This is a genomic window from Rhodopseudomonas boonkerdii, assembly GCF_021184025.1.
Taxonomy (GTDB): Bacteria; Pseudomonadota; Alphaproteobacteria; order Rhizobiales; family Xanthobacteraceae; genus Tardiphaga; species Tardiphaga boonkerdii.
In genome coordinates this window covers 5,549,795-5,564,644 of sequence record NZ_CP036537.1, presented here as the reverse complement: position 1 = coordinate 5,564,644, position 14,850 = coordinate 5,549,795, and the positions used below count along the sequence as shown (strand labels likewise).

11 protein-coding genes are annotated in these 14,850 nt (G+C 54.6%); 10 read left to right on the top strand and 1 reads right to left on the bottom strand.

Annotated elements, in window-relative coordinates; all coding sequences use genetic code 11:
* The first annotated feature begins 115 nt into the window (after positions 1-115).
* On the top strand, positions 116-2,080 hold the full coding sequence (locus E0H22_RS25535; protein WP_233023679.1) for an AMP-binding protein: 1,965 nt from the start codon (positions 116-118) through the stop codon (positions 2,078-2,080).
* Between the two features lie 53 nt (positions 2,081-2,133).
* On the opposite strand, the gene E0H22_RS25530 is transcribed toward E0H22_RS25535, so the two are convergent.
* Complete coding sequence (locus tag E0H22_RS25530) at positions 2,134-2,943, bottom strand: enoyl-CoA hydratase/isomerase family protein (RefSeq protein ID WP_233023678.1); 810 nt, start codon at positions 2,941-2,943, stop codon at positions 2,134-2,136.
* Between the two features lie 177 nt (positions 2,944-3,120).
* Here E0H22_RS25530 and E0H22_RS25525 point away from each other — a divergent pair, with 177 nt between their 5' ends.
* The 9 genes from E0H22_RS25525 (at position 3,121) to E0H22_RS25485 (ending at position 14,850) form a co-directional block, all read left to right on the top strand.
* Positions 3,121-4,668, top strand: a complete 1,548-nt coding sequence (locus tag E0H22_RS25525; RefSeq protein ID WP_233023677.1) for a class I adenylate-forming enzyme family protein — start codon at positions 3,121-3,123, stop codon at positions 4,666-4,668.
* Entirely contained in the window at positions 4,665-5,846 is a 1,182-nt protein-coding gene (locus E0H22_RS25520; RefSeq protein WP_233023676.1) for a thiolase C-terminal domain-containing protein, read from the top strand. Before E0H22_RS25525 ends, E0H22_RS25520 begins: the two co-directional genes overlap by 4 nt.
* Positions 5,843-6,262 (top strand): Zn-ribbon domain-containing OB-fold protein, encoded by a 420-nt coding sequence (locus E0H22_RS25515; RefSeq protein ID WP_233023675.1) that lies wholly within the window; start codon positions 5,843-5,845, stop codon positions 6,260-6,262. The genes E0H22_RS25520 and E0H22_RS25515 overlap by 4 nt, the downstream gene beginning before the upstream one ends.
* A gap of 136 nt (positions 6,263-6,398) precedes the next feature.
* Entirely contained in the window at positions 6,399-7,562 is a 1,164-nt protein-coding gene (locus tag E0H22_RS25510; protein ID WP_233023674.1) for an acyl-CoA dehydrogenase family protein, read from the top strand.
* Between the two features lie 12 nt (positions 7,563-7,574).
* The gene (locus E0H22_RS25505; RefSeq protein WP_233023673.1) at positions 7,575-9,182 is read left to right on the top strand and encodes a carboxyl transferase domain-containing protein; all 1,608 of its coding nucleotides are present in this window, start codon (positions 7,575-7,577) and stop codon (positions 9,180-9,182) included.
* A gap of 16 nt (positions 9,183-9,198) precedes the next feature.
* A complete protein-coding gene (locus E0H22_RS25500; RefSeq protein WP_233023672.1) occupies positions 9,199-11,193 on the top strand; it encodes an ATP-binding protein in 1,995 nt (664 codons plus the stop codon).
* Between the two features lie 31 nt (positions 11,194-11,224).
* The gene (locus tag E0H22_RS25495; RefSeq protein WP_233023671.1) at positions 11,225-11,992 is read left to right on the top strand and encodes an enoyl-CoA hydratase/isomerase family protein; all 768 of its coding nucleotides are present in this window, start codon (positions 11,225-11,227) and stop codon (positions 11,990-11,992) included.
* A gap of 106 nt (positions 11,993-12,098) precedes the next feature.
* A complete protein-coding gene (locus tag E0H22_RS25490) occupies positions 12,099-12,938 on the top strand; it encodes an ABC transporter ATP-binding protein (RefSeq protein WP_233023670.1) in 840 nt (279 codons plus the stop codon).
* Positions 12,925-14,850 carry an AMP-dependent synthetase/ligase gene (locus E0H22_RS25485; RefSeq protein ID WP_233023669.1) on the top strand — a complete coding sequence of 642 codons (1,926 nt, stop codon included), beginning with the start codon at positions 12,925-12,927 and terminating at the stop codon, positions 14,848-14,850. The genes E0H22_RS25490 and E0H22_RS25485 overlap by 14 nt, the downstream gene beginning before the upstream one ends.

Below are 14,850 nucleotides of genomic sequence, written 5' to 3'. Positions count from 1 at the left end.
CACCGACGACCATTTCTAACAGATGTTAGAACAACTGGATAGCTCCCATTGACGCAAACTCGACCCGGACGTTAGGCTGCGAGCTCCCAAACGAGTAAGATCGCAGAAGCATAACATGAGCGAAAGCACATCCTTCATCTGGACTCCTCCCCCTGAATTGGTCGCTCAAAGCAACCTGACGGCATTCTTGCTCGCCGTCGGTGAAGAAAGCTACGACAGCCTGGCTGCTAAGGCCGAAGAAGATCCCGCTTGGCTGATGCAGGAAGTCATAAAGTTTTGCGAAATTCGATTCTATCGTCAATACGACGAGATGCTCGATGTATCGAGAGGCGAAGCATGGGCGCGCTGGTGCGTAGGAGGCACCACCAATATCGTTCTCAACTGCATCGACAAACATCGTGCAACGGCGGTGTGGGACCAGACCTTTCTTGTCTGGGAGGGCGAAGATAGGCGCGAGCGAAGCTCGATGACTTATCGTGGATTGGATTTCGAGGTGAGCCGGCTGGCGCAAGGTTTACACGACATCGGTATTCAGCGAGGCGATGTCGTCGCGATCTACATGCCAAACCTTCCCGAGACATTCGTTGCATTCTTCGCGATTTTGAAGCTCGGCGCTATCGTGATGCCGCTCTTTTCTGGTTTTGGCCCAGCTCCGATCAGATCAAGATTGAATCATGGCGAGGCCAAGGCCGTTATCACCGCCAACGGCACGTGGCGCCGTGGCGAAGTGGGTGCCCTCAAATCCGTGTTGGACACGGCGTTAGAACACGCACCTTCGGTGAAGCACGTAATCGTGGCCCGGCGAGACGGTATTGAAATCGAAACGCCGATGCAAAGTGGCCGCGACCGCTGGTGGCATGATGTGCTCGAATCCACCGGTTCGATGATGGCTACAGCCGAGATGCAGGCTGAGGATCCGGCGATCCTACTTTACACATCGGGTACGACGGGTGAGCCTAAGGGATGTGTCTGGACGCATATCGGCTTCATTGGCTCGATGGTGACGCGCGATATGATCATCTGCGGTGACTTCAAGCCCGACGATCGCTTCTTCTTTTTTAGTGATATGGGCTGGATGGTCGGCGCGATGTGCGCCTGCATCCCAAGCTTCGCCGGCGGCAGCCTGCTGATCGCGGAAGGAACGCCTGACTACCCGGACACTGGGCGGTTCTGGCGTCTTATCGCCGATTACAAGGTTACATATCTTGGCGTGTCGCCGACTATTGTGCGCAGTTTGATGCGCTATGGCGACGAGGTCGAAACATACGACCTCTCTAGCCTGAGGATGACGGCATCAGGTGGCGAAGCATGGACCACCGCGCCTTGGATGTGGTTCTTCGAGCATGTCTGCAAAAAGAAAATCCCGATCATCAATATCTCTGGCGGGACTGAGGTCGGGGGGTGCATATTTACCGGAACCCCAAATCACCCGATGAATCCCGGCTCGTTTTCACGACCTGCGCTTGGCGTAGGAGCTGACATCGTCGATCTCAGCGGCGCGCGAGTGCCGGATGGGGTCGTCGGCGAACTGGTGTTACGTCATTCCTCGATTGGATTAACGAAGGGTCTTTGGAAGGCGGACGACCGGTACATTGAGAGCTATTGGAGTACTATCTCTGGAGTATGGGTCCACGGCGACTTCGCGGTGCGCAAGGCGGATGGATTATATTACATCCTGGGCCGTTCTGACGATACCATCAAGATATCGGGAAAACGCACCGGTCCAGCAGAGCTTGAAGGAATTTTGATCGCAACTGGAAAATTAGCGGAGGCTGCAGTGTTCGGAATTCCACATGCGATCAAAGGATCGGCGATCGTATGTGCTTGCGTTCTGATGCCGGAAGTTGAGGGCAATTCTAGCCTCGTGGCTCAGCTCTCATCTGCCATCGTATCGGGCATGGGCGCTTCGTATCGCCCGGAAACAATTCTATTCCTCGAGGACCTACCGCGCACACGGAACATGAAGATCATGCGCCGGGTGCTTCGCGCGGTTCTCGCAAACGAAGATCCAGGCGATCTTTCTGCATTGGCGAACCCCGAGGCGGTCGAACACCTGCGTGCGAAACTTGCGAATCTGTGACCTTATAAAGAGGGCCGGATGAACCGGCCCTCTTTGTGCTCATCTCGATCGAATCAGATTGGACAATCCGGTGGGAATACTGGTTTGCGCTTCTCGAGGTGCGACGCGAGACCTTCGCGTGCTTCGTGGCCTGTAAAACCGAGTATCTCCAGCGCTGTGGAGGTATCGAACAGTGGGCCGTTGACGCGAAGCCAATTGTTCAAGGCATACTTCGTCCAACGGATCGCGCTCTGTGCCCCAGCCGCCAGATCTTCGGCTGTTTCCAGTGCAATCTTCTGAAGTTCGGCATCTTCGACACACAATGAAACTAGTCCGATACGCTCCGCTTCCGATCCAGAAAGCGGCTTGCATGTCAAAAGATAGTACTTCGCCTTGGCGAGCCCGCACAGCAGCGGCCAGATAATGCAGGCAACGTCGCCGGCGGCAACACCTAGTCGAGTATGTCCATCAACAATGCGAGCAGATTTTCCGCAGATCGAGACATCGGCCAAGATCCCTACGACAAGTCCGGCGCCCACCGCTACGCCGTTTATGGCCGAAATAATCGGCTTGTTGCAGTTAATAACGTTGTAAACGAGGTCTTTTGCCTCCTTCCAAGTAGACATGCGGGCTTTGGGATCGTCGAGGATACTTTTGATCAGTTCGAAGTCACCTCCTGCAGAGAACGCTTTACCTGCTCCCGTGACTATGACGGCATTGATATCTGGATCTTCATTAATATCGCGCCAGATATGAGTAAGTTGGGTATGGGTCGCGGCGTCCACGGAGTTGTAGGTTTCCGGACGGTCAAAGGTAATGCGAAGTATTCTTTCGGATGGATAATCGAGCTTCAGGCTTGTGTAGGCGGCGTAACGATCGGCCATTTGTATTTCCTATCTTTCTCACCATGTTTGCGGCAACGACGGTACATACGACCAGTCGTCTGTTCTTTTTCGAACATCTGTTAGATTTTAGGTTTGATCCGGTGATGCTGCAAGCATATAGTTCAGCTCTGTCGAGCTGCCCATGACGGAACGAGACACCCTGGGAGTAAACTGAACATGCCTGCCGAACTCGACGGCATCACGATGGCTGGCTCGTGCCAGACAGTGAGCGAGCTATTTCGCAGCCGCGCAAAGGTTCAATCGAACCAGGTTGCGATCGAGTATCAGGGCCGAGAAATAAGCTACGGCGAATTGCTCGATCGCATTGAACGCTTAACATCCGTTCTGTCAGCGAGTGGTTTACGTCGGGGTGATCGTGTTGCATTGCTCTCGCGCAACCGGCCCGAATATATTGAGGTTGAACTTGCCGCAGCGAATCTCGGCGTCATAACCGCTTGCCTCAACTGGCGTTTATCGTCACGCGAGCTCAGCTATTGCGTCGATCTTGTTTCCCCCAAACTCGTCATCGTAGAGACTGACCTAAAAAGCATTCTCGAAAATGGCGATCGGAAAATACTCGAGATCGGACCGGCGTACGAAGATCAATTGGCGCAGCAGATCAATCACGAATGTCAGATTGTAGCCCAAGCGGAAGATGGCCTCGTGATCCTCTATACGAGCGGGACCACGGGGGTGCCAAAAGGCGCAATCATCTCGCATCGCGCAATGATCGCGAGATCGTTGGTTTTCAGTTCCGAGCTTGCCATCTCAAATCGCGATAGCTTCGTAGCTTGGGCGCCAATGTTCCATATGGCATCTACCGATCATGCGATCTCGACATTGCTTCGCGGCGGTATCGTCGTAATGATCGACGGATTTCAGATCAAGCCGATGCTCAACGCTCTCGCCCATCATCAAATTGGATGGCTGGTTTTAATTCCGGGCATGGTCGAGGCCTTCGCTGCAGCGTTGAAGCAAGAAGGTACACTTGTTAAAGGTGTTCGCGTTTGCGGAGCTATGGCCGACTTGGTTCCGCCTCATGCGATTGCTGAAGTCACCGAGCTATTACAGGCACCCTACCTTAATAGCTTCGGCGCAACCGAGACGGGGTTGCCTCCCGCAACGCGTGCGCTGATTGCTCCCGGAATTATTCCGCAGCAGCTTCCGAAGCAACAAAATGCGTTTTGCCAGGTCAAATTGGTGGATCCTCTGGACCGCGAAGTTACGCAGGGCATGCCCGGTGAACTTGTCATGCGCGGTCCCACCTTGTTTTCCGGATATTGGCAAGCCGACGACGTGAACCAACGGGATTTCCGAAATGGATGGTTTCATATGGGCGATGTATTCCGCCGAAACGAAGATGGCACGCTCGAATTTGTCGATCGCGTCAAGTATCTGATTAAGTCCGGCGGTGAGAATGTCTATCCCGCCGAGATCGAGCGCGTTCTCATGAGTGACAGCCGCGTTGCGGAAGCCGCGGTTGTTCGAGCAGCAGACAATAGATGGGGAGAAGTCCCTGTCGCTTTTGTCGCCCGAAGCGATGACAGCGTAACCGAAGCGGATCTTGTGCGCCTTTGCCGACGCGAGCTTGCCGCCTACAAGTGTCCGCAACAATTCAAGTTTATCAATTTCTCTGAATTTCCGCGCTCGACCAGCGGCAAGGTCCAGCGCCACGAGCTCGAGGCCATGCTCACCAAGGCTGCCGCGGGAGGAAATGCATTTTGAGTGAAACTACGCTGCGCGGCAAAGTCGCGGTCATCGGCATCGGTATATCACCGGTCGGTAAAGTGCCAGGGCGAAGCGCTCTATGGCTGGCCGCCGATGCTTCCAAAAAAGCACTCGCCGATGCCGGCCTAGAGAAAAGTGTCGTCGATGGGGTGCTGTCGTGTCACGCTTTCGCATCTCCATTTCATCGGTTTAGCGTAGCCCTGAGTGAGTATTTTGGCATTCAGCCGACATTCTCGAATACGTTGCAGGTATCGGGCGCAACGGCTGCAACGATGTTCAATATCGGCGCCGCTGCGATCCAAGGCGGTTTAGCGAAAGTCATTCTCTTGACGGCCGGTGATAGCTTGATGACAGGGTTAACGCCAGAGATGGCGTTACGCTCGATGACTGAAAGCCGTGACCAGCAATACGAAATGCCGTATGGGATTCCAGTAGCTAACACTTTTGCCATGACAGCTCATCGTCACATGCGGGAGTTCGGTACGACGGCGGAACAACTCGCTGAAGTCGCGGTGGTGTCGCGGTGGCACGCGTCACGCACGCCGGGCGCTCAGCAAACCGCGCCGATCACCATCGACGACGTATTGAATTCGGGTTGGGTCACCACACCCTATCACAAGCTTGATTGCTCGTTAATTTCAGATGGTGGAGCCGCATTTATCTTAACCTCCGCCGAGCACGCGAAGGAACTCGGTATTGTTAATCCAATTTATATCTTAGGCGGCGGCGAGTGCTACACGCACGAGCACATATTTCTGATGCCGTCGCTAACATCCACCGGCGCCGTCATGTCCAGCCGCAACGCCTATGCGATGGCGGGATATGGTCCCAAGGATATGCATATCGCCGGAATCTACGATTGTTTCACCGGTACGGTTATTATGATGCTGGAAGACTTGGGCTTTTGTCCAAAGGGGGAAGGCGGCCCTTTTGTCGCTGATGGCCATATGACCTATGGTGGTCAGATTCCATCTAATACTCACGGCGGGCTTCTGTCGTTTGCGCACCCGGGCATGCCAGGCTCGCTCTTTCATTTTTACGAGGTGATCGCGCAGCTGCGGGGCCAGTGTGGTGATCGGCAGGTTGCTGGCGCCCAGCTCGGGCTCGTCCACAGCTTGGGCGCAGGTTACGCGACAAACGCGACTACGGTTCTCGGTACGGAGAATGTGCTGTGACAGGCAATGACAGAGCCAGCGAAAAGCCGATCCCGTCGCCAGATGCAGACTCCGCGCAGTTGTGGCGGGGACTGCGCGACGGCGTTTTGCTGCTGCAACATTGTGACAAATGCCGTCATGTCCAATATTACCAGCAAGGTATGTGCCGACAGTGCGGCGCCGAGGATATCAGGCATCGACCGGCATGCGGACGCGGCAAGGTCCATTCGTTCAGCGTCGTGCATCGCGCACCAGGCCCTGCCTTCAAGGACGACGTGCCTTATGCAGTCCTGCTGGTCGATCTCGAAGAGGGCCCACGAATGATCAGCACTTTTACAGGCGGGCCACCTGAAGACGTCACCTTCGATTTGAATGTCACGTTGGTGGTGGAGATTTCGGGGGACGGGACAGCTCTACCGCGCTTTCGCCGCTCGTAGAGCCGCCTCGATGCAGAAACCGATTGAAAACAACGCCAAAATTTCTAACAAACGTTAGTTTCTAACGATCGTTAGATTGCGCGCAGGTGACGTTCTGCGTAGGATATTTTCTGAACTTGGAAAAGGAGCTTCATCCATGGACTTCGATCTCACGCAGGAACAGCAACAGATCCTCGACTATGGAAACTCCATCGCGAAAAAGTTTGATCGGCGCTATTGGATGGATTGCGCCGACAAGCACCAATTCCCGGAGGCTCTATACCAAAAAGTTGCCGACGATGGCTTCGTCGGAACGATGGTGCCGGAGGAGTACGGCGGGGCAGGTCAAGGCATGGTCGAAATGCACCTGTTCTTGGAGGGCCTCTCGAACAACGGAATTCCTCTTTTGAATTTAGTTGTCGGGGCGGCAATGAGCTTAGGATTCATAGCGAAACACGGTACGACGGCACAAAAGTCGCGCTATCTCCCCGATGCGTGCTCCGGCAAGACCCGCTTTTGCTTCGCGATCACGGAGCCTGACGCTGGTACTAACACGATCCGCACCAGCACGATTGCAACCAAGCGCGGGAATCGATTTTCCTTAAATGGTCAGAAAACATTCATCACCGACGCCGATGGAGCTGATTATGCGCTCGTTGTCGCTCGCACTAAGCTCCACACTGACGTTAGCAAGAAAACCGACGGCTTCACATTGTTCATCGTAGATCTCAAGTCTAAGGGACTTCAGAAGCAATACATCCCTGTCAGTATCCCGGCGCCGGAGACGCAATGGCAGCTATTCTTCGATGATGTAGATCTCGGACCGGAGGATGTCGTGGGCGAGATCGACCAAGGTTTCGGCATCTTGTTCAAGAGCCTTAATCCCGAACGAATTTTGGTGGGTTCAATCTGTTGCGGTCTCGGAAGGTATGCCCTCAATCGGGCAGTCGAGTACGCGCGAGAACGGAAAGTATTCAATAACGTTCCTATAGGTTCCTATCAAGGCCTTCAACACCCGCTGGCGAATGCGCGCACTGATATTGAAATGGCTTCTTTGATGACTTTGAAGGCGGCTTGGACTTTCGATCAGGGGCGCGAGGCTGGTGAGTTTTCGAACATGGCAAAGCTCGCCGCAGCGGATGCCGGCATCAAAGCTGTAGACACCGCAATTCAATGCCACGGAGGTAATGGCTTTACCAAAGAATATGGCATCTTTGACATCTATCCGATGGTGCGTCTGCTAAAAACCGCGCCACTTAACCGCGAGATGATCCTCAACTATATCGGCGAGCACGTGATGGGCTTGCCGCGCAGCTATTAGGTCAAACGCCGCATGGCTATTATGAAGTTAGATATTTCGACCACGAGCGACGAATTTCAGCGAAATCGCCAGGCTTATGAAGCTCGGATCGCTGATCTGCAAGCTCGACGCGCGGCGGCCACCATCGGCGGACCGGAGCGGGCCCGACGGCTGCATAAGGAGCGCAAGCAGCTATTGCCGCGCGAGCGGATCACCGCACTTCTTGATCCTGGTTCACCGTTTTTAGAATTCTGCCAACTGGCCGGGGAAGGCCTGCATGACGGCGTTCCGCCTGGGGGTAGCATAATCACGGGCGTTGGCATTGTATCAGGCCGCGCGTGCATGATAATTGCAAATGATGCAACGGTTAAGGGCGGTACCTATTACGGTATAACGTGCAAAAAGCACGTCAGAGCCCAGCGCTTCGCATGGCAACATCGTTTGCCCTGCATTACGCTCGTGCAGTCTGGGGGCGCTAATCTACCGGACCAACCGAACATATTTCCAGACGAAGGTCAGTTTGGATCAATTTTCTACAATCAGATCCGGATGTCCGCTGAGGGTATTCCGCAGATCGCAGTGGTACATGGTCCATCGACGGCTGGTGGCGCATATATTCCAGCGCTATGCGACGAGACCGTGATCGTGCGCAATCAGGGCGCAATGTTCCTCGGTGGACCGCAGCTCGTCTATGCAGCTACAAAAGAAGAGGTCGGTGTCGAAGCGCTCGGCGGAGGTGAGATGCATAGCCGCATCAGCGGCGTCACTGACCATCTAGCAGAAAGCGACAGTCACGCCATCGCTATTACCCGAGATATCGTTGCCCGACTCGGCGATGTCCCGGAGCAGAAATGGAGTATATCGTCGCCACTCCCGCCGCGCGCCGACCCTGCCGAAATTTACGGCCTGATCAGCGCTGACCCTAAGGTGCCAACAAACAATCGCGATGTGATCGCCCGTATTGTGGATGATAGTGAGTTCCACGAGTTCAAGCCACTGTATGGAGAAACCCTGATCACTGGATTTGGTCGTATCATGGGCTTCGAAATCGGCATCTTGTGCAACAACGGCGTGCTGTTTTCCGAATGCGCGCTAAAGGCAACTCACTTTATCGACCTCTGTTGCAAGCGCAAAATTCCCTTGCTGTTCATGGCGGACGTCACCGGTTTTATGGTCGGCCGGGAAGCGGAGGAAGGCGGCATTGCGAAGAATGGTGCCAAGATGATCACCGCGATGGCCAGTGCTAACGTGCCAAAATACACATTGATAATCGGCAACGCTTACGGTGCAGGATATCTTTCGATGTGCGGTCGCGCGTTCCGGCCGAACGCGATGATGATGTGGCCTAACGGACGCTCAGCTATCATGGGCCCCGATCAGGCTGCCAACACGCTTGCGATGGTGAAGGACGAAACCCACAAGCGCGAGGGAACAAGTTGGACCGAAAGCGAGCGTGAAGCCTACCGCGCACCGGTTCGCGAAGAATTCGAAGGCTTCGCTAACGCGTACAACTTCGCCCGCAATACGTGGTGTGACATGGTGATTGACCCGCTCGAGACGCGAAATGTGATGGCGCTGCTACTCGATCTTGCGGGCCGCCTGCCGCAGAAGCACACGGATTTTGGCGTATTGCGGATGTGACGACAGAGGACTGATCGTGTTTAAAAAAATCCTGATTGCGAACCGTGGTGAGATTGCTTGCCGGATTGCGCGCACCTGTCATAAGCTTGGCGTTGAAGTGGCCGGTGTTCACTCTTCGGTCGATGCCGGTTCGCTGCACGTCAAGACTATCGGGGAGTCCTACCTCATTGGCAGTGGTGCTGCGTCTGATAGCTATTTGAAGATCGACGCAGTAATAGCCGCAGCGAAAGCTGCTGGCGCGGAGGCCATTCATCCTGGATTCGGCTTTCTCGCTGAGAATGCGAGCTTCGCTCGCGCTGTGGAGGCTGCGGGTCTGGTCTTTATCGGCCCGACTCCCGAAGTCATCGAGCGTCTTGGCGACAAAGCCTCTGCGAAGCGCGAAGCTGGCGCCGCCAATGTTCCAACGGTACCGGGAAGTCAAACGCTTAGTGAGGATGTTAGCACGATCGTGACGACCGTCACCGAACTAGGCTTCCCCGTCATGCTGAAAGCAGCGGCAGGCGGTGGCGGAAAGGGTATGCGCGCAGTAGCGAAGCCGGATGGTCTGGAAGATGAAATCGAAGCAGCAATGCGCGAGGCAAAAAATTCGTTCGGCAGCGCCGGGTTGATCGTTGAGAAGCTGATTCCACGTGGTCGGCACATTGAAGTGCAGATCGCAGGCGATGGCAACGGAAATGTGATCCATTTGTTCGAACGCGAATGCTCACTCCAGCGTCGCCACCAGAAATTGATTGAGGAAGCACCTGCCGCTAATCTATCGCGAGAACTTCGCCAACGGATAACCTCGGACGCGACTCGGCTTGGAGCGCGTTTGAGATACCGCGGCGTCGGGACCGTCGAGTTCATCGTCAGCGGAAACGAATACTATTTTCTCGAAGTAAATCCTCGCCTTCAAGTCGAACATCCGGTGACAGAACTAGTAACAGGCGTCGATATCGTCGAACTTATGTTGCGGATTGCTGCCGGCGAAGGACTGAGTTTCGAACAGCAAGATATTACATGCGTGGGGCATGCGGTCGAAGCAAGAGTATGTGCAGAGGATCCCGCTGACAATTTCATGCCATGTACAGGCGATATTGCCTATGTCTGTTTCCCGAAGTCCGTAAGGGTGGAGACAGGCATCGAGTGTGGCTCCTCGGTCTCTCCGTACTACGACTCGATGTTAGCTAAGCTAATCTCGAGTGCCGCGACCCGCGAGGAGGCACTGGATCAGCTCAGCTACGCGCTTCGTCAAACCTCAATCTTTGGCATTACAACCAATCAGGACTTTCTGGTAAAACTGCTCGAGCTGCCAGAAACCCGAAATGCGAATTTCTATACAAGATTGATCGACGAGAATATCGGCCGTCTCGAAGAGAAGGGAAAGGCGACAAATGTCGAAGCTTCAGCAATTGGCGCCTATTTCTGGCTAATGCAGCAACGGCCGGCGGCAGTGAACAATCCTTGGAAAGCACGCGAAACCACGGCCTGGCAAATGGCTCGCGGCGATGATGGATTGTCACCAATACCGATCCTGCACCTCGAGGCCGATGGGGTCAGTACGGAGATCCGTTTTGCACCGCGGCAAGCGGATGGAAGCATGATGATCAGTGTCAATGACGAGACACTCACAGTCAGCCTCAATCCCAGCGATGTCGGGAAGTTCGTCGCAATTGTCGGGGGGCGCTATGAGGACGTAAGCATTCATCAACAAGGCGATAGATTGTTCATACATGATCGCGAAGGAATCCATTCGTTAAAGGCCATTTCTTACCTCTCGTATATAAGCGCGAAACCTGAGGCGAGCGGCGAACTGCGCGCGCCGATGATGGGCATGATCCGCATGGTCAACGTTCAAGTCGGTGAGACTGTTAAGATCGGCGATGTTATCGCGATCTTAGAGTCAATGAAGATGGAGCTGCGGATTAGCAGCCCGATAGATGGCGTCGTCAAATCGATAAGCTGCCGCGCTAATGAGACGGTCGAACGCAACGCGGTGGTCGCGATCGTTGAGGCTGAAGAGATCGCTTAACAACGCTAGAAGTCAACAAAGGGAGCGGACTATGCGATTCGGATCTGTAGATTACGAAGTCAGAGGTAGCGTTGCGCTCCTAACGCTCGACGAGCCACAAAAGCTCAATTCACTAAGCTCCGGCATTCGACACGGTATTCTCGAAGGGTTGAGACAAGTAGATAAGGACGAGAATATCCGTGTAGCCGTTATTATGGGGAATGGCGAGAAGGCCTTCTGTGCAGGCGCTAATATTGAAGAATTTGACTTCGATCCCGAAAAAGCGCGCGGTTTCATGATTGATGCCATGGAAGTTTTGGCGGCACCGGAAAATACCAGTAAGATCGTGATCGCGGCCGTGAATGGCATAGCTTACGGCGGCGGCTTTGAGCTCGCAATTGCCTGTGACTTCATCGTCGCATCCGACCGTGCCAAGTTCGCTGTCCCTGAAATTAAACTCGGCCTGCTGCCAGGTTTTGCGATCGTGCGGCTGCAAGACATCGTCGGCCGCGCTAAGGCCAAGGAAATGAGTGTTATCGGCGAACCAGTATCAGCGGAAGAGGCTTGCCGGCTCGGTATAGCACTGCGTGTTGTACCGCATGCTGAATTACTCGCTAATGCGATGATCTTCGCGGAGCAGATCGCAGAGAAACCTCGGCTCGCCGTACGTATGGCCAAGTCTTTCTACAATCGTGGCTTAGGGGGTAACGAGATGCGTCATGCGATTGACGGTTTTCCGTTTTTGTTCATGCACGAAGACGCGCGTGAGGGTATCTCCGCGTTTCGTGAAAAGCGGAAACCCCACTTCGGCAATCGGTAAAAGGTGCATCGGTTAACTCTGCGCCCATCGACAAGCTGTCGCACCCATCCAACTTGCTTTAAAATCGAACGTTAGTTAGATTTATCGATATTCAATTGGCGGGCTTTTGAGCACCAAGCCAAAGCAAAAGAAGCTCGGGAGAAACGAATTGCCTTTAGCTCGCGAGCTATCAGGTCCGGTATTGCAGTGTCGGTCTGTCGAACGACGGTTCGGCGGCATCGTCGCCCTCAACGGCATCGATGTAGAGATTGAACGCGGTGAAATTTTCGGACTGGTCGGCCCTAACGGGTGTGGGAAGACGACCCTCACGAACGCGATTACTGGATTTTATCCTCCGCAGCGCGGAAGTATCCTGCTCAACGGTCGCGATATTACGGGGCTCTCTCCACACCGCATTGCAAGGTTGGGCATTGCCCGCACATTTCAGAACCTTGCGCTCTTCAATGGTATGAGCGTGCTCGACAACATTCTCCTTGGCCGCCACATTCACATGAAGCCAAGCGTCTCGCGGACCGCGCTGTACTGGTGGCTGGCGCAACGGGATGAGACAGAAAACCGTACCGCCGTTGAGGAAGTAATTGACTTCCTTCAACTCGAAGGCGTGCGAGACGAGCTCGTCGATACTATTCCGATCGGCCTCAAAAAACGTGTTGAGCTGGCTCGAGCGCTTGCGGCGGAGCCAAGCTTTCTGGTCCTTGACGAGCCCATGGCCGGCATGAATCAGGAGGAGAAAGAATTTATGGCTCGGTTCATACTCGATGCGCGCGACGAACGCGGCGTGACCGTCCTTATCATCGAGCATCATATGGATGTCATTACGGGCATCTGCGATCGAATGCTGGCATTGAACTACGGCGCGATGATTGGTACCGGCGTTCCAGCTGACGTCATCGCTGATCCCCGTGTGATCGAGGCGTATATCGGGGGGGCGGGTGGCGCGCACTAATCAAATACAAACCTGGAACTTCGAAACGGATACCACTCTCATACGTGTTCTCGATCGCAATGCCGAAACGTGCCCAAACCGGGTGGCGGTGCGTGAGAAGAGCAAAGGGATTTGGCAAGAAACAACTTGGCGCCAGTTTAGAGACGCGGTTATGCGATGCGCGGCCGGGCTGGAAGCGCTTGGCTTCAAGCGCGGCGAAGTGTTGCTCGTGCTGGGTGACAATCGGCCGCGTCTGTACGCAGGCATGCTGGCTGCTGGCGCGCTCGGCGGTTACGCGATGCCAGCTTATCCCGATGCGACGATCGATGAGATACGGCATTTTGTTCACGAAGCCAGCGCACGGTTTGTTCTGGCTGAGGATCAGGAGCAGGTGGATAAGGCTCTGGAGTTGCGTGAGCAAGGATCTGCAATCGATTTCATCATCTACGACGATTCCCGTGGTCTCGGCTCGTATACAAGTCCGGGCCTGACTTCGTGGGAAGAGATTCAAAACCGAGGAAACGAGAACCTCGGGGATAGCGCCGATGCCCTAGCGCAGCTTGTCGCGCGTGCTCAACCAGATGACCCTGCTGTATTTGTCCACTCGTCCGGAAGTACAGGAAAACCAAAAGGTGTCGTGCTGTCGCATCGGAACCTCTTGTCAGGCGTGCGCAATGCCTATGAAGGCAAGACGTTCGGTTTCGGTGAAAGTATCCTTGCCTACCTGCCTATGGCGTGGGTTGGCGACTTCGCGGTGACGATGGGCGCAGGTATCGCCTTGCAATTTTCTATCAACATTCCCGAGCGGCAAGAGACTGTTTTGCAAAACCTTCGCGAGATTGCCCCAACATTCTATCTGGCGGCGCCTCGAAGCTGGGACAATCTGCTGACAACCATTCAGGTGCGCGTGGAGGATTCTTCCTGGCTGAAACGGCGCAGCTATGATCTGTTGATGGGGGCTGCGATCTCTGCTGAGAAGCGCAAGCTCGCTGGAGAAAAGCCCAAGCTGACGCACCGATTGCTCAGTCCGCTCTGCGAGCTTCTAGTTTCTGGCCCGATCAAAGACCAATTCGGGTTGACCCGTCTGCGCGGCGCCTTCACTGGCGGCGAAGCGATGGGGGAGGATACGTTCGTATTCTACCGCGCACTGGGAATAAAGCTACGGCAGCTTTACGGCCAGACAGAAAGCAGTGCCTACAACGCTATACAAGGCATCGATGAAGTTCGGCTGCACACCGTCGGACGTCCGCTTCCCGGCGTCGAAGTAAAGATAAGCGCGTCCGGCGAGATTATGATACGCTCTGGCAGTGTCTTCAGCGGTTACTATAAGCAAGAACAAGCAACCCGCGACAGCCTGGAAGATGGTTGGCTCCATACCGGCGATGCTGGTTATTTGGAGCCGGATGGGCATCTCGTCGTTTTGGGGCGGTTGTCCGATGTCGTCCACACCGCTGAGGGCGAGCGGTACATCCCGAATTATATAGAGAACCGCCTAAAGTTCAGTCCGTACATCAAGGATGCTGCGGTTCTCGGGCGTGGTCGCCATACGCTGGCGGCTCTTATCTGTATTGACAAAGACGCCGTCGGGCTCTGGGCCGAGCTGCGAGGAATTTCATACATGTCATACGCGGACTTATCGCAGAATCCGCAGGTGATCGAGCTAATCACTTCGGCCGTCCGTCACGTCAATAGCACGTTGTTGGAAAAACTTCAGCTCCGGCACTTCGTTTGCCTTCATAAGGAATTTGATCCAGACGACGGCGAAGTAACGAGAACCCGCAAGATCCGGCGCAACGTCGTTGAGGAGCGATACAAGCCAATCATCGACGCAATCTATGATCGAAAGAGCAGCGTATTGATGAGAGCGCAAGTCGCTTATGAATCTGGCGAGGTTAGCGTAATCGAGCGCACTCTTTCGGTGCAGGAGGCGTGA

Excerpts from the sequence above, each read along its gene's own strand:
- E0H22_RS25530 (WP_233023678.1), bottom strand. The coding sequence starts at position 2,943 with ATGGCCGATCGTTACGCCGCCTACACAAGCCTGAAGCTCGATTATCCA.
- E0H22_RS25525 (WP_233023677.1), top strand. The coding sequence starts at position 3,121 with ATGCCTGCCGAACTCGACGGCATCACGATGGCTGGCTCGTGCCAGACA.
- E0H22_RS25510 (WP_233023674.1), top strand. The coding sequence starts at position 6,399 with ATGGACTTCGATCTCACGCAGGAACAGCAACAGATCCTCGACTATGGA.
- E0H22_RS25535 (WP_233023679.1), top strand. The coding sequence starts at position 116 with ATGAGCGAAAGCACATCCTTCATCTGGACTCCTCCCCCTGAATTGGTC.
- E0H22_RS25495 (WP_233023671.1), top strand. The coding sequence starts at position 11,225 with ATGCGATTCGGATCTGTAGATTACGAAGTCAGAGGTAGCGTTGCGCTC.
- E0H22_RS25505 (WP_233023673.1), top strand. The coding sequence starts at position 7,575 with ATGGCTATTATGAAGTTAGATATTTCGACCACGAGCGACGAATTTCAG.